Here is an 18,431-nt window from a genome sequence, read left to right as displayed (position 1 = left end):
TAAAATATTTGTATGAAACTCAAAGTTCTACTTATTCTGATGCTCGCCGCCGTGACCTTCACGTCCTATGCGCAGGACGGAGGCATCCGCGGTAAGGTGGTTTCGCGCAACGGTCGCGTGGCCTTGAGCAATGTACAGGTGAAGATCGAATCGCTGGGTCTGACGGCCATGACCGACAAGGACGGCAACTTCATCTTCGAGAATCTTCCTGCGGGCAGCTACACGGTGCTCTTCTCTACGCCCGACTTCGAGGACCTCAACCTGATGGTCCGCGTGGGCAATGAGCATGTGCAGGACCTCAAGTCGGTGATCATCGTGCCGTCGGGGCAGAGTGCGGTTCTGGACGACGCCGTTTTCGCCGAATTCGACAGCGACTCCTCGTCGTCGGACACGCAGGTGCTGCCTTCGTCGCTCTCTTCGTCGAAGGACCTCTTCAACAACATCGCATCGTACCGTTTCAGCGAGATGCGTTTCAACGTCCGCGGCTACGATTCGCAGTACTCGGACATCTACCTGAACGGCATCCGCTTCAACGACGCCATGACGGGCTACGGTCCCTGGTCGCTGTGGAGCGGACTGAACGACGCGACGCGTAACCAGGAGAACTACACGGGCCTCGAAGCGTCGGATTTCGGCATCGGCGGCATCGGCGGCATGACCAACGTCAACGCCCGCGCCTCGCAGATGCGCAAGGGATTCCGCGTGAGCGTGTCGAACGGCAACCAGATGTACCGTTTCCGTGCGATGGTTTCCTACGGCTCGGGACAGTTGGACAACGGCTGGTCGTACGCCTTCTCGGTGGGAACCCGCCAGGGCGGCAACGGCTATGTGGACGGCGTTTACTACAACTCCTATTCCTATTTCGCTTCGGCCGAGAAGCTTTTCGGACAGAACCACCGCCTTGCGTTGACGCTGCTGGCTTCGCCTTCGGAGCGCGGCGCGCAGCAGGCTTCGACCGACGAGGCTTACGCCCTGTTCGGCAACAACTACTACAACCCCAATGTGGGTTACCAGGCCGGCAAGCTCCGCAACTCGCGCGTGCGCAACACCCACGAGCCGATCGTGATGTTGAACTATACGTGGGACATGTCGGAGAACACGCGTCTGAACGCCGCCACGTCGCTGCGTTTCGGCAGGAACGGCTATTCGGCCCTGACGTGGAACGCCGGAGCGGACCCCCGCGGCGACTACTACCGCTATATGCCGAATTCGGATAAGACGCAGATCGTGCCGGGCATAACCACCGACGAGACGATCTATTTTTACGCGATGGATGGCGCCATAGCGAAAGGCGTGTGGGACGGTATGCTCGACTACGACAAATTCTTCCAGACGAATATGCGGAATATCGACACCGATCCGGTGCTGTCCAAACTGATGGGCAATAACAGTCGTTCGAACTACATGATCGAGGAGCGTCACACCGACCAGCTGGACTACAACCTGGCGGTCAACGTGCAGCATAACATGCGCCACAACATGCGCATCGTCGGCGGCGCCAACCTGCGCGTCAACCGCACGAATTACTACTCGGAGATCAAGGACCTGCTGGGCGGCGACTATTGGTATGACATCGACAAGTTCGCCGAGCGCGACATGGCCAGCGCCGAGGCTTACCAGAACGACCTGGATTACTACTGGGCTACGGGGCACGCCCGCATTGCCCGTGTCGGCGACAAGTACGGTTACTACTACCGGGCGCACCTGCTCGAAACCAATGCCTGGGCCAACTACACGTGGGGCATCGGCGGTTTCTCGCTGGGCGTCTCCGGATCGGTCGGCTACTCGAACATGTACCGCGAGGGCATGTGGCGCAAGGGATTGTTCCCCAACGATTCGAAAGGCGATTCGAAGAAACTCGACTACCTGACCTACGATGCGAAACTTGCGCTGGGCTACAAGTTCTCTGGAGCGCATTCGATCGAGGCCAATGTGGCTTACATGCAGCAGGCGCCCAAGTTCGCGACGGCATTCGTGTCGCCCCGTACGCGCAACACGACCACGCCGGGGCTGAAGGCCGAGAAGGTGTTCGGCGCAGACCTCACCTACAACCTCAACCTGCCCTACATCAAGGCGCGTCTTTCGGGATACTATACGACGATCGAGGACCAGTCGAAGGTCATCTCGTTCTACGACGATACCCGCAGTTCGTTCACCAACTTCGCCATGAGCGGCATCGACAAACGCTACTACGGCGTTGAGTTGGGCCTTTCGGTTCCCGTATGGAACGGCCTCTCGGTCGTGGGTGCCTTGAGCTGGGGCGACTATACCTATACGTCGAATCCCAACTTCGTGCAGACGGTTGACAACGTGGACAAGATCGTACTGAAAGATAAGGTCAACTGGGACGGTTATCATGTGGAAAGCTCGCCGCAGCTGGCTTTCAACATCGGTCTCGACTACCGCGGACCGCGCAACTGGTTCGCCGGTGTGAACTTCAACTACTACGACAACATCTATCTTTCGATGAACCCGATGTACCGTACGGCTACCGCCATTAAGTATTATACGAATGTGCTGACTTCCAATACGGCCACCAATGCGCAGAAGGCATCGGCCCTCTCGTCGATCAAGACCCTCCGCAAGCAGGAGAAGTTTGACAGCGCATATACGTTGAGCGCCAATATCGGCAAGAACTGGTATATCCACCGGGTCTACATGCTGGGCTTCAGCCTCGAGGTGAAGAACATCCTCAACGATCAGGACATCCGCACGGGCGGTTACGAGCAGATGCGTATGAGCAAGGTCCGCGGCGAGGGCGGCGAGCAGATTTACGGCCGCTTCCCCTCGAAGTATTTCTACCTGTTCGGTACGACCTATTACCTGAATGTCTATTTCCGTTTCTAATCGCGCAAAGCATAATTTATGAAAAGTCTTAAAATAGCATTGGCGGCTCTCGTCGGTCTGGTGGCCGTGAGCTGCTACAACGATTTCGACACTCCGGCTCCGCAGAAACTCTATGTGGACGACGATATGGCCGCAATGGGGCTTACTCGGATCACCATTGCCGAAGTGAAGGAAAAATTTGGTCCGATCTCCAATACGGGAACCAACGACAATTTCTCCACGACCAAGACCCTCAAGTTCGGAACCCGCACGTCCGAGGAGGCCAAGTTCGACGGCCTCATGGAGTGGCCCGAGGCTTCGAAATACTACATCAAGGGCAAGGTGATCAGCAGCGACCGTCAGGGCAATATCTACAAGTCGCTCTATATCTACGACGGCACGGCCGGTATCGAGCTGAAGCTTTACAACGGCCTTTATCTCGACTTCCTGCTCGACCTGGCTTCGAAGCCGATCAAGAGCCAGTGGGTCTACGTGCGTCTCGACGGTCTCTATCTGGGTAACTACCGCATGATGCTTTCGATCGGAGGCGCTCCCTCGGACGGTATCAACACGGCCGGCAACCACAAGTTCTACGCCAACTCGAACCTCGACAACCCGAAGGTCGCCGCCCTGAACGTCTTCCGCGGCGAATACACGACGCTCGACGACTCGGACATCAAGGAGGTCGACGGTTCGAACTACACGTCGCTCGGCGAGGCCGATCTGGGCCGGCTGGTGCGTTTCAACAAGATCAAGATCCGCTATGCGGGTGTGAAGAATCAGGACGGCGTGACGCCTCCGAACCTCAAAAACGGCGGAAATGCGAATCCCTATCCGAGCTGGATCGTGACCGACTGGGGAACGCCCATCTTCGGCGCGTGGTATCGCTGGGCCTACAACAACAGCGAGCAGAATATCCGTCTCTACGGTTCGGTGCTGATGAGCTACAACGATGCGGCGGAGTACACTTCGGACCCGGGCGTTTACGGCATCCGTACGAGCGGTTACAGCCAGTTCGCCATGAAGCCCATCCCGAAGGACGGCACGGAGGGTACGGTGCTGGGCATCTACGGCATCTATGCGAAGAAGAGCGATTTCACGGGAGGTTCGGAGGACTGGGCGCAGTACCAGATCTCGGTGAGCCGTATCGAGGACCTCGGCTTCCCGCCCGAGTCGCTGCTTTCCGAGGAGTGGATCAGGGCCAATACGCCCGCCTCGTCGCTGACGCCTCCCGTGAAGAACGGCGGCGATGATTACGAGGGTGACTGATCCCGCGTTTGAGCAATAAAAAACTGCGACCCAAAAGGGTCGCAGTTTTTTTGTGCCGCGGCGGCAGCGCTACCGCTTGTTCCATTTGCAGGAGGTCTGGTAGTAGCCGATCGCGCGGTCGACCTGCATGGCGTCCTTCCGCTCCATCGTTTCGAGGTGGTGGGGATTCTCCTCGGTGGGAACCACGCGGTACTGCTCGAAGCGGCGCACGGGCGACAGAATCGTGAAGGTGTCGCCTTCGAGGTAGCCGAGGTCCTGATAGGTGGCGATGAACGCGCGGTTGACATATGCCGGGTCGAAGATGCTGCGGCCGTAGAAATGCGAGTCGTAGCTCATGTTGAGCAGCGACAGCAGGGTGGGCATCAGGTCGATCTGCGAGACGATGCCGTCGACCACTCCGGGTTCGATAAGCCCGGGGGCGAGGATCAGCGCCGGGATGTGGTATTTCTGCAACGGAATCTCGGTGCGGCCGGCGCTCGAAGCGCAGTGATCGGCCGTGACGAGGAAGATCGTGTTTTCGAACCACGGCTGCCTGGCTGCTTCGGCGAAGAACCGTCCCAGCGAATAGTCGCTGTAAAGCACGCCTCCGGCGCGGCTCTTCGAGTCGTTGGGAATGCGGATTCGTCCGGCGGGGTAGGTGAAGGGGCGGTGGTTGCTGACGGTCATCACATGGGCGAAGAACGGCTTGCCGCTGCGGGTCTCCTCGTTGAGCGTGCGGATGACCTTCCGGTAGGCGTCTTCGTCGCAGACGCCCCAGATGTTGGCGAAGGTGATCTCTTCGGGCTTGTAGCTTTTCTGGTCGACGATGTCGTATCCGTTGCCCGAGAAGAAGGTCTCCATGTTGTCGAAATAGCTGTTTCCGCCGTAGAAATAGGTCACGTTGTATCCCTTGTCGCGCAGCAAGGCTCCCGCGGAGTGCATTCCGGCGTTGTTCGGACGCTTGATGATGCTCTGGCCCGGGCAGGGCGGCAGCGAGAGCGTCACGGCCTCCAGGCCGCGCACCGTGCGGTTGCCCGTGGCGTATACGCGGTCGAACGCCAGTCCCAGTTTGTAGAGCGAGTCGAGTGCGGGCGTGATCCGTTCCGTGTTGCCGAACCGCTCCATGTACGAGGCGCTCATGCTCTCCATGGTGATCAGCACGATGTTGCGGCGGATCTCCTCCCCTTCGGCGCGCACGGCGTGCAGGTTGTCGCCCGTGCTTTGGTAGACCCCGTGCACGAAGGCTTCGGCCTCGGCTTCGGGACGCGTGAGGTAGAACTGTTCGTAGTCGAGCGTGTTCTTGACGAAGGCGTCGTAGAACTTGTAGAGTCCGTTGGCCTGCAATTCGTTGACGTAGACGTTGTCGCTGTCCTGGAAGCGGGTGTTGAAGTTCAGCAGCCCGATCGCGGCGAACAGCGCCGCGACGTAGGCCGGTCCGATTACGGCTTTCCACCTCCAGCCTTTCAGGCATTCGGTCTGCACGAGTTCGCTGCGGAAGAAGTACCACGTCACGAGCAGCGTCACGACGACGATGCCCAGCGTCATCGGAATGACGGGGTAGGACTCCATGATGTTGCCCACCACCTCGTTGGTGTAGACCAGGTAATCGACGGCGATGAAGTTGTAGCGGACGCCGAATTCGCTCCAGAAGAAATATTCGCTGATGCCGTTGAAGATGATGGCGCCCACGTAGACGACGATGAAGAGGGCGAACCACACCGTGGTCCAGTGGCTGCGGAATCCGGGCAGGAAGAGCCGCAGTGCGAAGCTGCCGGCCCAGTAGCCCAGCACATAGAGGGCGATTTGCGGCGCGACGCTTCCGTATTCGTCGAAGATCGTGTTGAAGAACGCCACGTAGCAGAACGCCGCCACGAGCAGGGCGAGGAGGATGTAGCCCCACGGCTTTTTGTACTTGGTGCGCGAAACGCTCAACATGAAGAGCCAGAGGAAAATGAATCCCGCCGTCGCGGCGCAGAAATCGTTCACGGCGCCCAGCAGGAAGACTTCGCACCATTCGCCGAATGAGAAGGCGAGTGAGGTGGTCTGCTCGTTGAAAAGCAGTACGACGCGCAGCACGAGGCCGACGGCGACGGTCAGCAGCGACAGTTTGAGATAGAGGCCGGAGACCAGCCGAATACTTTTTTGCATGATGAATTTGGTAATTAACGGTACAAAGTTAACCATTTTCAGCCCGTTCGGAAAAAGAAAAGGCAGTCAACTGGGTGACTGCCTTGTTCTGTCGGTTTGAAAAATTGATCGTTTTGTCGCTTACTTCGACGGGCGCATGACGACCTTCACGAGGTTTCCGTCCGCAAGGATCTTCTTGGCGAGCGCCTGCACGTCGGCGTTGGTCAGGTCGCGGATCGCCTGTTCGTGGTCGGCGATGTAGTTCAGGCCCGAGCCGTATTTGATCTGGATGTAGTTCATCCATGCGCCGTTCTGTTCGAGGCTGTTCTTCCAGCTCTTGAGCATGAATTCGCGGTGTTTCTCGATGTCCTCGCTCTTGGGACCGTTGGCTGCGATCTCCTCGATCTCCTTCATCACGATCTCGCGCAGTTCGTCGGCCATCTCCTCGTTGGTGTCGAACGAAATGGTCATGCTGTAAGTCTCGCGGGGGATGTACTTCGTCGAACCCTGGACGCGCACGCCGTAGGTTCCGCCCTTCTCCTCGCGGATCGAAACGAGATAGCGCGAATTGAGCGCCTGCGTCAGGAACGTCAGGGCCATTTTGTTTTTGAGCGTGTAGGGCATCTCACCCGAGAAATGGTAGTTGACCGAGACCTTCGGCTGCTGCATCGGAGCCGTGAACTCCTCCGTAACCTCGCCTTTCACCGGATAGGCCTTGTCGTCGACGTAATTGATCGGTTTGCGGGCGGCGGGGATCGAACCGATGTATTTCTCCACGAGGGGTTTCAGCGTTTCGGGGTCGATGTTGCCCACGAACGTGAAGACGAATCCGTTGGCTCCGGGGTAGAGCTTGGCGTAAATGCCGGGCAGCTGTTCGAAGTCGAACTTATTGACGATCTCCGTCGAGATCATCTGACGGCGGGGATTGTGGCCGTAGGTCACGTCGGCCACCTTCTCCTGCATCAGGAAGTCGGGATTCGACTTGGCATTGGCGAGCTGGGCGAGGAGCATCTTCGTGAGATTGTCCACGTCGTCCTTGTTGAACCGGGGCTGCGTGAAATTGAGGTAGAGCAGCTGGAGCATCGTCTCGATGTCCTTGGGCGAGCAGACGCCGCCCATGGCGCTGGTGTAGTTCTCCACCGAGGGCTGCACCGAGGCCGTTTTGCCCGAAAGCTGTTTCTTGAGTTCCGTGGCCGAGAATTTGCCGACACCCGACATCGAGTTCACGGCGGGCATCATTTCGCCCATGTAGTACTCCTCGTCCGAGAGCAGCGACAGGCCGCCCTTGCCGACTACGCCCAGGCGCACTTCGTCGGCCTTGAAGGTCGTGGGTTTCACGACGACCTTCGCACCGTTGGCCAGCGTCCATTCCGTCGTTCCGAGCTGTTTGTCCTCGACCGTCTTCTTCACGGGCGAGCCTTTGAGCACGGTCCCTTCTGCGATCAGCGGCTCCTTGACCACGTTGTCCTCATAGGCCGTGACCTCCGATGCGGCCACCTTGTCGCGGATGGCGAGAATCTCCTCGGCGGTGGGCGTTGCGACGCCCTCCTTCTCGGGAGCGTTGATCACGATCACCTGATTCGTCGGGAGAATGGTCTGCTTCGCGAAGGCGTTGACGGCATCCACGTTGAGCATCTTGATCAGCATGCTGTCGAGCTGCCATTCGGTCTCGGCATCGGGCATCGGCTGGTTTTTCTGGTAGTTGTTCAGATAGGTCTGCACGAATTCGTTGTTGCGGCGGTCGTTGCGGTTGGCGTACGAGCGTTCGGCCTGACGCATCAGGTTCTCCTGGGCGCGTTCGAACTCGCCCTGCGTGAATCCGTAGCGGCGCACCTTCTCCATTTCGGTATAGAGGGTCTCGAAGCCGCGGGCCAGCTTGCCGTCCTCGGTCATGGCCACGAATACCGTGGCGTCGAGCGTCGGGATGATGCCGATCACGTCGCCCGTGCCCATGCCGGCGCCGAGGAACGGCGCGTCGGGCTGCATGGCGATCTCCTGCAGGCGGGCGTTCTCCATCGTGGTCATGTAGGCCTCGATCACGTTGTTGGCCTCGGCCAGCACCGTGTTGGCGAGCTGTTCGGGAAGCGCCGGGCGCTTGATGAAGAGCTGCACCTTCGTACCCTGCATTTCGGGATCGGTGTAGATGCTGACGATCGGCTCCTCGTTGTCGGGAACCTCGATGGTCTCCTTCTGCGGTGCGCCGGCGGCGGGAGCCGGAATGTCGGCCATCAGCGTCTTGATCTTGGACTCAATGGCGTCTACGTCGATGTCACCGACCACGATTACGGCCTGGTAGTCCGGACGGTACCATTGTTTGTAGAAATCCTCCAGCTCCTTGTGCCGGAAGTTCTTCAGTCCGTCGAGGTAGCCGATCAGGTTGCGGCGCTCGTATTTCGTGCCTTTGCCCAGCGCCTGCAACAGCTTCATCGTCGAACGCCACGACGCGCCGTCGCGCGTGCGCAGCTCCTCCATGATCACGCCGCGCTCCGAGTCGATTTCCGACGGCTCCAGCGCGATGAAGTGCGACCAGTCGTGCAGGATCAGCAGCGCCGAGTCGATGATTCCCTCGCGCGAGGTCGGCACGTCCTTCATGTTGTAGCACGTGTAATCCCAGCTCGTGCCGGCATTGAGGTTGGCGCCGAATTTCACGCCCACGGTCTCCAGATACTCCGTGAGCTGTTTGCCCGGGAGGTTCTTGGTTCCGTTGAAGGCCATGTGTTCCAGGAAGTGGGCGAGGCCCTGCTGCGAATCGTTCTCCTGGATGGCTCCCACATCGTGGAGGATGTAGAAATCAGCCTGGCCTTTCGGCTTTTCGTTGTGGCGGATGTAGTAGGTCATTCCGTTTTCCAGTTTCCCGGTGCGGACCTCCGGATCGGCCGGGATCGGCTGGTTCATCTGTGCCGCGGCGCTGCCGGCGGCGAACGCCGCGACGGCCAGCATCAATAATTTTTTCATGGGCATTTGTGGTATAAGGTTTATTGTTTCTGTGTCTCTTCGGGGCGGTATTCGATGATATCACCCGGCTGGCAGTCCAGCTCGCGGCAGATCGCTTCGAGCGTGGAAAACCGGATGGCCTTGGCCTTCCCGTTCTTGAGGATCGAGAGGTTGGCGGGCGTGATGTCGACCCGTTCGGCCAGTTCGCCGAGCGACATCTTGCGTTTGGCCATCATTACGTCTATGTTTATGATTATCGCCATAAAGTCGTCCCCCCCCCTTTTATCGTTTGCATTTCTCTCATGTCGTCTGTTTTAGATGGTCAGTTTCTGCTCCTCGCTCAAATTCTGGCCGATGGCGAAGACCTCGGCGGCGAAAAGGATCAGGATACCCATGATGATCATTGCGTAGGAGACGTGGAAACCCGCGTCGACGGTGTATCCGCTTCCGGCGAGCAGTTCGGCGGCGCGGCTGTTCATCACCCAGTCCACAGTGTCGCTGATCAGTTCGGTGACGATCGTCAGCATGCCGATTGCGCGCAGATACCAGACGTTGCGTTTGTCGAGCGTGCGCTCTTCGCGGATCGAGCGGCGCAGCGAGTGGATGATCACGAACATCAGTACGATGATGGCCAGATAGAGAAGCGGGCAGAGCATAACCAGCGCATAGAGCCATGCGCTGCCGCCGATCGAACGGAATGCCAGCCCCAGCGGGGATGTGCCCGGGGCGTTCTGCTCGACGACCAGGGCGAGTTTGCGGACGTTGGCTTTGATTTCCACGCCCGGCGCCGCGGCGATTTCGACAGCCGTTTCGGGTTGTCCCGTCACCCGGATGTCGCCCAGCATGTAGATCATGCGCGGCACGCCGGATTTCCACTTTTCGGCGATGTCGTTACCGAGTTCCGCGCCTTCCGCCGCGCCCCGCGAGAAATTGGGCAGGATTCCGTGGGCGATGCTTGCCACGAGTACGATGAAAAACGTAATGTAAATGACCAGCAGGCGTTGCAGGAGCGATTTTTTGTTCTGCATGTGTGACTATTTTGGTTTTACAGTTGCAAAGATAGAATTAATTTTCGAAAAACAAATAATATTTATCGTTTTTCGATAAAATTTTTCGCAGCGGACAAAAAAGGACGGCACAGGCGGCCGTCCTTCGGATCGTCTCCGGAGCGTTTACTCCACGTTGTCTTTCAGCTGTTTCCAGAATGAAGCGCTGATGGACATTGAGATCGAGATGGCCAGCACGTAGAGGATGAACATGACGACGAACGTGATGAAGCCGATGCCGATCGCATTGCAGATGGCCTGGAAAATGCCGAATACGATGCCGAACAGTACGCCGACGACCAGCGACACGAAGAACATGGTCCATTTGCTGCCGTAGGTGGCGTCGTTCGAAGCCTTGATGGCCTGTATCGGATTTTTGCCCTTTTCGATGAGGAAATAGTAGGAGAGCGTCCATGCGATCGAGAGCACGATGCCCGGGATGACCATGAAGAGCACGCCGATGAAAATCGGGAAAATCATCAGGCCCATCGTGATGAAGAACTCGCCCATGTAGCGGCGGTATTTGCTGTCGAAAATGCCCAGGGGATTGACAATCTCACCCTTGGCCAACTGTGTGGGCAATAAGGTGATGGCGATTGTGGTCCCCACATTGAGATAAGGTATCCAGATCGTAATGAGCCATAAGGCCACTGCTGCGATCACCGAAGGTGCGTTCTTTACGCCGATGGCGACGGAATCCTTGAGGGTTTCTCCGAAATCGAGTTTTTTCACTTCCATAACTAACAGGTTTAAGGGTTAACATCAAAAACAAAAATACGAAAAAAATCGTATCTTTGCCTGCATAACCGTAAAATTCAATGCAATGGCTGAAAAATCTCGCTATAATTACCGGGTTGAACCGCAGGACGTGGATTTCACGCTGCGGGCGACAATCCCTTCGCTGGGCGGCTCGATACTCAACACCGCGGGCATCGACGCCCACGGCAAGGGGTTCGGAGTCGATGCGCTGAATGCCGACAACCATTCGTGGGTGCTTTCGCGCATGGCCGTCGAATTCGACTGCCAGCCCACGCAGTACACCGACTACACCGTGGCTACGTGGATCAGCGATTACGGCCGGGTGCTCTCGACGCGAAACTTCACGCTGACCGATGCCGCAGGCCGCGAATTCGGCCGCGCCGTGACGCAGTGGGCGATGATCGACCTGCAGAGCCGTTCGGCGATCGACCTCTCGTGGGTGGGCGATGCGCATGCCGACGCCATCGTCGATGCCGCGCCCCCGACGGACAAGCCGCGCAAGATCCGTGCGGTAAGCCCTACCGCGACGGCCGAACACCGCGTGGTTTACAGCGACATCGACTTCAACCGCCACGTCAACACGATGCGCTATATCGAAATGATGCTCGACATGCTGCCCGTCGACATGCTGACGCAGGAGGCTCCGGTGCGGCTGGACATTCATTTCCTGAAAGAGTGCCGCTTCGGGCAGACGCTGACGGTGGGGTGCGAGTTGCGCGGGCGTTCGGCGCTGTTCGAAATTTCGGCCGACGGCGCTGCGGCTGCCGTGCGTGCCTCTATCGAATGGAAATAGGCCTGCGGGGAACGCTTCGCAGGGCGCTTGTGGAACGGGTTTTGCAGTTTACGGCTGCAAAACCTTTTTTCATTATGGAGAGCGCAACCAAAACACAAGCGAAAAACAAGTATCAGGTAAGCATCGACCTGCTGAACGATGCCGTGGGCAAGGAGATCGCCACTTCGTTGCAGTACATGTATTTCCACACTCATTTCGAGGACGACCGCTACCAGTATCTCTCGAAGATCATGCGCGAGATTTCGATCGCCGAGATGCGCCACATCGAGGAGTTCTCCGACCGCATCCTGTTCCTGCAGGGCGACGTGGACATGAACGCCTCGTTCCGCACCCGGCAGGTCACCGACGTGAAGGAGATGCTGCGCATGGCCATGCAGCTGGAGCAGAGTACGATCGACAGCTACAACGAAGCCTCGCGCATCGCCTCGGAGAACAAGGACGCCGTAACGCACAAGATGTTTCAGGACATCATCGGCGAGGAGGAGCAGCATCTCGACACCTTCCGCACCGAGTTGCAGAACCTGATCGACTACGGCGAGGAGTACCTCGCGCTGCAATCGGCCGCCGGCAGCAAGCATACGTCGAAGAGTTTCAACCATTCCGGCGGCGGCGAATAGCGGTTCGCGCGGCGGAAAGCACTTCTGACGCAAAAAACGGAATCCTTTTGCCGGGGTCCCGTTTTTTCGGTTATCTTTGTACCTGAATCATTCGCGGGAACCTGTGCAAACCCCGGCCGGCGCATGAGTTCCTCCCGGGGGAGGGATTCGGGGCGGGGCGGGCCTGCCGACGCGGCCGGAGGCCGCAGGCGTCGGGTTGCCGGATCGGATGAACGGCATGAAATCGCCGGAATGCTCTGATACGATGAAAATAACGATTTTAGGACCTGCCCATCCCTACCGCGGGGGCCTGGCCTCGATCATGGAGATCATGGCCCGCACGTTCCAGCGGCGGGGCGACGAGGTCGACATCAAGACCTTCACGCTGCAATATCCCTCGCTGCTGTTTCCCGGCGAGAGCCAGACGGTTGCGACGCCTCCGCCTGCGGACCTCCGCATCTGCCGCTGCGTCAATACGATGAATCCGCTGAACTGGGTGCGCGTCGGCCGCCGGATACGCCGCGAGCGTCCCGATTTCGTGCTGATGAAGTACTGGACGCCCTTCATGGCCCCCTGTTTCGGGACCATTGCCCGCATCGCCCGCGGCAACGGCCATACGAAGGTGCTGTGCCAGATCGACAACGTCGAGCCGCACGAACACCACCTGACCGACAAACCCTTCAACCGCTACTACCTGCATTCGGTGGACGGCTTCGTCTACATGTCCGAGCAGGTGCACAGCGAACTTCGCGCGTACAGCGACGCTCCGGCCCTGTTTTCGCCGCACCCGCTGTTCGAGAACTTCGGCGAGCGGGTCGAACGCTCCGAGGCGTGCGTGCGTCTGGGGCTGGACCCTGCGAACCGCTACGTGCTTTTCTTCGGGCTGATCCGCGATTACAAGGGGCTTGACCTGCTGCTCGACGCCTGGGCGCAGCTCCGGCGTGCGGGCCGCACCGAGGGCCGCCGGCTGATCGTGGCGGGGGAGTTCTACACCGCCCGGGAGCCGTATCTGAACCGGATCGCCGACAACGGATTGCAGGACGAGGTGCTGCTCCACGACCGCTTCATCCCCGACGACGACGTGAAATATTATTTTTCGGCGGCGGATTTCGTCGTCCAGCCCTACAAGACCGCCACGCAGAGCGGCGTGACGCAGATAGCCTACCAGTTCTGCGTGCCGATGGTCGTCACGAAAGTCGGGGGACTGGCCGAGATCGTGCCCGACGGCCGGGTGGGGTATGTCTGCGAACCCACGCCCGAAGGGGTTGCCGGCGCCATCGAACGGATGTACGAAGGGGACACGCTTCAACGCTTCCGGGAAAACTGCGTCGAGGAACGCCGCCGCTTTTCGTGGGAGGAGATGTGCAGCCGCATCACGGAGCTGTACGGGCTGGTGGCTTCCGGAAAATAGGGGGCGCCGCAGCTTCCGGGAGAACTGTTTTTTCGGCATTTCGTTTGTTATTCAGGCGAAAAGACCTATCTTTGCGGGACCTAACTCATACTCTTGCATATTGTGGCGTCACAATTCATCAATCTGAAATCCAGGTTGCTTAACCCGTATGTGGTATTTGCCGTCTGGATGCTCTGCACGGTTTGGATCTGCATCACGCAGTCGCTGGCCGGGCCTCAGAACTACAACAATTTCCTGGTCTTCCGCGGGGTGTTCGACCATCTGTTCTCCTCGCTTCCCCTTTACGAGCCCTATCCGCTCGAATACGGGGATATCAACCATTACGGTCCGATTTTCGCCTTTATCATCGCACCTTTCGCGGTGCTGCCGCCGTGGCTGGGCATGTCGCTGTGGTGCATGAGCCTTTCGCTGCTGCTCTACTGGACCGTCCGGCAGCTGCCGATGCCCGTGGTGCTGACGAGCCTGGTGCTGTGGCTGACGCTCAACGACTTTTACGGAGCCTGCTTCAAACAGCAGTTCAACATCGCCGTCGCGGCGCTGGTCGTCGGGGCGCTGGCCATGATCGAGAAACGCCGCGAAGGATGGGCCGCACTGTTCATCGTCATCGGTACGTTCGTCAAGATTTACGGCATCGTCGGGCTGGCCTTTTTCTTCTTCGTGCGGCGCAAAGGACGTTTCATCGGGTATATGGCTTTGTGGAGCGCCATGGCCCTGCTGCTGCCCCTGCTCTTCGTCAGTCCCGAATACCTCTGGTCGCAGTATGCGGCATGGGCCGCCGACATTGTGCAGAAGAACGGTGAGAACATGTTCTGTGCCTATACGAACATCTCGCTGGTGGGCTGTGTGCGCAAGATCAGCGGTTCGCCGGCCTATTCCGACCTGCTGATCATCGTCCCCGCCATGGTGCTGTTTCTGCTCTCCTACCTGCGCACCGGGCAGTACAAACACTTCAGCTACCGCCTGACGATGCTGGCTTCACTCCTGTTGTTCATCGTGCTGTTCAGCAGCGGCAGCGAACACAGCGGCTATGTGATAGCCGCGCTCGGCATGGGTATCTGGTGGGTGAATTTTCCCCCCCCCGCACGCGGCCGGCTCGAATGGACGCTGCTCCTACTGGCCCTGTTCGCCAGTTTCTCCTATAACTTACTCCCGACTAAGTTCTACCGTGGCGTATTCGTAGCCTACGCGCTGCGTTCGCTGCCGTTCTTCGCCATCTGGCTCCACTGCATCCGGAGGCTGTGGCGCGAGGATTTCGCCGTCACGGACGTCCTTCTGGACTACAAAACCCTGCCTGCGGCAGACGAGGCGGCAAACGAGGCGGCAGAATCCCGTCCCGCGCGGCCGGGCGACGGGCTCGACATCGTATGCCCGTGTTACAATCCGGCTCCGGGGTTCGTCCCTGCGCTGGCCCGCTCCTATGCGGAGCTTTGCGCCCGGTATCCGGACAAGCGCCTGCACCTGATCGTCGTCAACGACGGTTCGCCGCATGGTTTCGGCGAGGAACAGCACGGGGCGCTGCGGCAGGCCGTTCCGGATGTCGAGATCGTCGATATTCCGCACGGCGGCAAGGGCGCTGCCATCCGGGCCGGCATCGCCCGTTCCCGGGCCCCGTATACCATCTATACGGACATCGACATGCCCTATACGGCGGAGTCGATGTGCGAGGTGATCGACCGGGTGTTCGCAGGGACCGACGTGGTGATCGCCGTGCGCAACCGGAGTTACCATTCGCGGCTTTCGCCCATGCGCAAGATGATGTCCTACGGGTCGAAACTGCTTAACCGCATCTTCCTCAACATCCGCCATACCGACACGCAGGGCGGTCTGAAGGGCCTCTCGCCCCGCGCTCGGGCGGTGATGCTGCGCACACGCATCTCCGATTTCCTGTTCGACACCGAATTCGTCGTCCTCGCCGCACGCGACAAACGCCTGCGCATCGAGGAGGTCGAGACCATGCTCCGCGACGGCATCGTCATGTCGGCGATGTCTCCGCGGGTGTTGTTCCGTGAATTGAGAAACTTTTTCCGTATCGCCATCCGCCTATGACTGTGACACTCGGTTTCGACGTCGAGGAGTTCGATTTTCCGCTCGAAAGGGGCCGCGGAATCGATTTCGGCACCCAGCTTGCGGTCAGCTCCGAGGGGCTGGAGTTCCTGCTGGACCTGCTCGCGCGGCTGGAGCTGCGGGCCACGTTTTACACGACGGCCAATTTTGCCCTCCACCGCACGGACCTTGTCCGCCGCATCGTCGCCGGAGGCCACGAGGTGGCTTCGCATGACTATTACCACGGGCTGACCGCCGGGTCGGACCCTGCCGGCAGCCGGCGGACGCTCGAAGAGCTGACCGGACAGCGCATTGTCGGCTACCGTGCCCCGCGGCTGGCCGCCGCTTCGTCCGCGGCGCTCGCGGCGGCGGGGTACAGGTACAATTCGTCGATCAATCCGACGTGGATTCCGACGCGCTACAACAACCTCCGGGCCCCGTGCTCCGTGTCGCGGGAGGAGGGGCTCACGATCTATCCGGTTTCGGTCTCCGCGCCTTTCCGCGTGCCGCTGTTTTGGATTTCGCTCCACGTCATGCCGCTGCCGCTCTACAAACTGCTGTGCCGCAGCGCCCTGCGCCGCGACGGGCACCTGAACCTCTATTTCCATCCGTGGGAGTTTTCCGCACGGCTGCGCGAGCCGGCTTTCGGTGTTCCGGGCTATCTTACGCATTGTTCGGGGACGGACCTGCAACGGAAATTCATCCGGCTGCTGGAGTGGCTGAAAGCCCGCGGCTGTCGGTTTTTGACCACCCGCGAATACCTCGGATGCGATGAGTAGGGTAGCGATGATGCTCCGGAGGCTCTATGAGAGTCCGTTCGTGCGCTTCGCCGTGGTGGGAGGCGTCGCCACGGCGGTCAATTACGCCGTTTACGTCGTGCTGGTGCGGTGTTTCGACGACCTCTGGCCGGCCCTTGCCTATTTTTGCGCCTTCTGCGTCAGCATCGTCTGCAACTTTCTGCTGTCGAGCTATTTCACCTTTCGGGTACGGCCCTCTGCCCGCCGTGCCGTGCGGTTCCTGACGGCCCACCTCATCAACCTTGTGAACGAACTCGTACTGCTCGAAATCTGGCTGTGGGCGGGCGTTCCGAAACTCTATGCGCCGCTGTGCGTTTTTCTGGTCGCCTTTCCGGTCAATTTCCTGATGGTGCGCTTCGCCCTGCGCGGGCGTTTGAAATCCTGAAAAAACGGACCCTGCCGTGCGATGCGCGGCAGGGTCTCCTTCTTCATTTATTCGGGTGTAGCTTGGGCTACTTCTTGATATTGGGCAGTTCCAGCCCGTATTTCTTTTTCCGGTCTTCCGCTTTGAGCCACAGTCCCAGCAGCATCGCCAGCACGCCGCATGCGACGAAAATCAGCATCGGACGGGTGTAGTCGTAGGGCATTCCCTCGGTCCGTCCGGCGTTGAAATATTTGAGTGCGAAGCCGAAGAGCATCGGGAAAAGGCACAGTCCGATGTTCTGAATCCAGAATATCAGCGAATAGGCGGAACCCAGATAGCGCGTCTCCACGATCTTCGGAACCGAGGGCCAGAGTGCGGCCGGAACCAGCGAGAACGAGATGCCGAGCAGGACGATCGAGCCGTAGGCGACGGGCTTGCTCGGGAACTCCGGGAGCACGAAGGCGAAGGTCAGGTGGCAGACGATCATCAGAATGGCGCCTAAAATGAGCATCGTGGCGCCCTTGCCCTTGTGGTCGAGGTATCGGCCCAGGAAGGGGGTGATGGCCGCCGCGCCCATCGGGAACCAGCGGAAAATGTCGGCTGCGGTCTGGGCCGATACGCCGAGGTTGCTCTCCAGCATGTTGGTGGCGAAGCGCTGGAAGGGGAAGATGGCCGAATAGTAGAGCACGCAGAGGAACGCGATGATCCAGAACACCTTGCTGCTCAAGATGTACTTCAGGTCGCTGACCTTGAACTCCTCCTCGCTGCCGCCTCCGCCCCGGCTGTCGAGACCCAGTTGTTTGTCCAGTTTGCGGTCCATGAAGGAGAAGATCACGAACGTCAGCAGGCCGATCAGCAGCAGCACGGTGCAGAATGCCACCGGTCGTACGACCGTTGCGGGAGCCATGTCGGCGAGCCACGGCGAAATGGAGAAGATGGCGAAAACGCCGACGCGGGCAATGGCCATCTCAAGCCCCATGGCCAGAGCCATCTCCTTGCCTTCGAACCACTTGGCTATGGCTTTTGATACGGTGATGCCGGCCATCTCCATGCCGCAGCCGAAGATCATAAAGCCCAGCGACGCCAGTTTGGCCGAGGCGGGGAACGAGGTCCACCACGAGCCGAGCCACGTTTCGATGCCCGAACCCGCGAACGAGTCGCTCACGGCGTAGTATTTCAGACAGGCGCCGATGAACATCAGCGAAGCCGACAGTTGGCCGGTGAACCGCACGCCCATCTTGTCGAGGATGATGCCTGCGAGGATCAGAAATCCGAAGACGTTGAGTATGAACTCCGAACTGCCGTACATGCCGAATACGTCGGGGGTCCATCCGCGCTGTGCCTCGATCATGCTTTGCAGCGGCGACATCAGGTCGACGAACATGTAACCGAAAAACATCGTGGACGCGATGAGCAACAACGCCGTCCATCGGGCTGCGGGCGAGTCGTTGAGTTTACGTTGGATAGTTTCTGCCATATTTTTTTGT

The 18,431-nt window shown here is 59.2% G+C and carries 14 protein-coding genes; 8 read left to right on the top strand and 6 right to left on the bottom strand.

The window, feature by feature from the left end:
• Window positions 1-12: 12 nt before the first annotated feature.
• Together NQ492_RS00465 and NQ492_RS00460 are read left to right on the top strand one after the other, a co-directional pair.
• Window positions 13-2,847, top strand: coding sequence for a TonB-dependent receptor (locus NQ492_RS00465; protein WP_015547806.1), 2,835 nt, complete (start codon window positions 13-15; stop codon window positions 2,845-2,847).
• A gap of 18 nt (window positions 2,848-2,865) precedes the next feature.
• Complete coding sequence (locus tag NQ492_RS00460; RefSeq protein ID WP_044054569.1) at window positions 2,866-4,095, top strand: DUF5689 domain-containing protein; 1,230 nt, start codon at window positions 2,866-2,868, stop codon at window positions 4,093-4,095.
• A 69-nt stretch (window positions 4,096-4,164) separates the two neighbouring features.
• On the opposite strand, the gene NQ492_RS00455 is transcribed toward NQ492_RS00460, so the two are convergent.
• From NQ492_RS00455 to NQ492_RS00435, 5 genes are all read right to left on the bottom strand, one after another.
• Window positions 4,165-6,222 carry an LTA synthase family protein gene (locus NQ492_RS00455; protein ID WP_015547805.1) on the bottom strand — a complete coding sequence of 686 codons (2,058 nt, stop codon included), beginning with the start codon at window positions 6,220-6,222 and terminating at the stop codon, window positions 4,165-4,167.
• A gap of 120 nt (window positions 6,223-6,342) precedes the next feature.
• A complete protein-coding gene (locus NQ492_RS00450; RefSeq protein WP_259874109.1) occupies window positions 6,343-9,141 on the bottom strand; it encodes a M16 family metallopeptidase in 2,799 nt (932 codons plus the stop codon).
• A 35-nt stretch (window positions 9,142-9,176) separates the two neighbouring features.
• Entirely contained in the window at window positions 9,177-9,398 is a 222-nt protein-coding gene (locus tag NQ492_RS00445) for a helix-turn-helix domain-containing protein (RefSeq protein ID WP_044054568.1), read from the bottom strand.
• A 51-nt stretch (window positions 9,399-9,449) separates the two neighbouring features.
• Window positions 9,450-10,163, bottom strand: a complete 714-nt coding sequence (locus NQ492_RS00440; protein WP_015547802.1) for a DUF2975 domain-containing protein — start codon at window positions 10,161-10,163, stop codon at window positions 9,450-9,452.
• A 144-nt stretch (window positions 10,164-10,307) separates the two neighbouring features.
• A complete protein-coding gene (locus NQ492_RS00435; RefSeq protein WP_015547801.1) occupies window positions 10,308-10,919 on the bottom strand; it encodes a hypothetical protein in 612 nt (203 codons plus the stop codon).
• 85 nt (window positions 10,920-11,004) lie between these two features.
• Between NQ492_RS00435 and NQ492_RS00430 the strand changes: the two genes are divergently transcribed.
• The 6 genes from NQ492_RS00430 (at window position 11,005) to NQ492_RS00405 (ending at window position 16,965) form a co-directional block, all read left to right on the top strand.
• Entirely contained in the window at window positions 11,005-11,733 is a 729-nt protein-coding gene (locus tag NQ492_RS00430; protein WP_015547800.1) for an acyl-[acyl-carrier-protein] thioesterase, read from the top strand.
• Window positions 11,734-11,807: 74 nt separating this feature from the next.
• On the top strand, window positions 11,808-12,350 hold the full coding sequence (locus NQ492_RS00425; protein ID WP_044054567.1) for a ferritin-like domain-containing protein: 543 nt from the start codon (window positions 11,808-11,810) through the stop codon (window positions 12,348-12,350).
• Window positions 12,351-12,594: 244 nt separating this feature from the next.
• A complete protein-coding gene (locus NQ492_RS00420; protein WP_022062534.1) occupies window positions 12,595-13,740 on the top strand; it encodes a glycosyltransferase in 1,146 nt (381 codons plus the stop codon).
• Window positions 13,741-13,875: 135 nt separating this feature from the next.
• The gene (locus tag NQ492_RS00415; RefSeq protein WP_254886356.1) at window positions 13,876-15,786 is read left to right on the top strand and encodes a glycosyltransferase 87 family protein; all 1,911 of its coding nucleotides are present in this window, start codon (window positions 13,876-13,878) and stop codon (window positions 15,784-15,786) included.
• Window positions 15,783-16,562, top strand: a complete 780-nt coding sequence (locus NQ492_RS00410) for a polysaccharide deacetylase family protein (RefSeq protein ID WP_015547796.1) — start codon at window positions 15,783-15,785, stop codon at window positions 16,560-16,562. Before NQ492_RS00415 ends, NQ492_RS00410 begins: the two co-directional genes overlap by 4 nt.
• Window positions 16,555-16,965, top strand: a complete 411-nt coding sequence (locus NQ492_RS00405) for a GtrA family protein (protein ID WP_118406461.1) — start codon at window positions 16,555-16,557, stop codon at window positions 16,963-16,965. Before NQ492_RS00410 ends, NQ492_RS00405 begins: the two co-directional genes overlap by 8 nt.
• Window positions 16,966-17,032: 67 nt before the next feature.
• Here NQ492_RS00405 and NQ492_RS00400 read toward each other — a convergent pair whose 3' ends face one another.
• Window positions 17,033-18,421: an MFS transporter gene (locus NQ492_RS00400; protein ID WP_171024723.1), complete on the bottom strand. Its 1,389-nt coding sequence runs from the start codon at window positions 18,419-18,421 to the stop codon at window positions 17,033-17,035.
• Window positions 18,422-18,431 lie beyond the last annotated feature (10 nt).

This window comes from Alistipes shahii WAL 8301 (assembly GCF_025145845.1).
GTDB lineage: Bacteria > Bacteroidota > Bacteroidia > Bacteroidales > Rikenellaceae > Alistipes > Alistipes shahii.
This window is presented reverse-complemented; position numbering and strand designations above follow the sequence as displayed.

Coding starts and splice junctions, on each gene's coding strand:
- NQ492_RS00405 (WP_118406461.1), top strand. CDS start 16,555: ATGAGTAGGGTAGCGATGATGCTCCGGAGGCTCTATGAGAGTCCGTTC.
- NQ492_RS00440 (WP_015547802.1), bottom strand. CDS start 10,163: ATGCAGAACAAAAAATCGCTCCTGCAACGCCTGCTGGTCATTTACATT.
- NQ492_RS00455 (WP_015547805.1), bottom strand. CDS start 6,222: ATGCAAAAAAGTATTCGGCTGGTCTCCGGCCTCTATCTCAAACTGTCG.
- NQ492_RS00425 (WP_044054567.1), top strand. CDS start 11,808: ATGGAGAGCGCAACCAAAACACAAGCGAAAAACAAGTATCAGGTAAGC.
- NQ492_RS00410 (WP_015547796.1), top strand. CDS start 15,783: ATGACTGTGACACTCGGTTTCGACGTCGAGGAGTTCGATTTTCCGCTC.
- NQ492_RS00460 (WP_044054569.1), top strand. CDS start 2,866: ATGAAAAGTCTTAAAATAGCATTGGCGGCTCTCGTCGGTCTGGTGGCC.
- NQ492_RS00420 (WP_022062534.1), top strand. CDS start 12,595: ATGAAAATAACGATTTTAGGACCTGCCCATCCCTACCGCGGGGGCCTG.
- NQ492_RS00430 (WP_015547800.1), top strand. CDS start 11,005: ATGGCTGAAAAATCTCGCTATAATTACCGGGTTGAACCGCAGGACGTG.
- NQ492_RS00465 (WP_015547806.1), top strand. CDS start 13: ATGAAACTCAAAGTTCTACTTATTCTGATGCTCGCCGCCGTGACCTTC.
- NQ492_RS00435 (WP_015547801.1), bottom strand. CDS start 10,919: ATGGAAGTGAAAAAACTCGATTTCGGAGAAACCCTCAAGGATTCCGTC.
- NQ492_RS00450 (WP_259874109.1), bottom strand. CDS start 9,141: ATGCTGGCCGTCGCGGCGTTCGCCGCCGGCAGCGCCGCGGCACAGATG.
- NQ492_RS00445 (WP_044054568.1), bottom strand. CDS start 9,398: ATGGCGATAATCATAAACATAGACGTAATGATGGCCAAACGCAAGATG.
- NQ492_RS00400 (WP_171024723.1), bottom strand. CDS start 18,421: ATGGCAGAAACTATCCAACGTAAACTCAACGACTCGCCCGCAGCCCGA.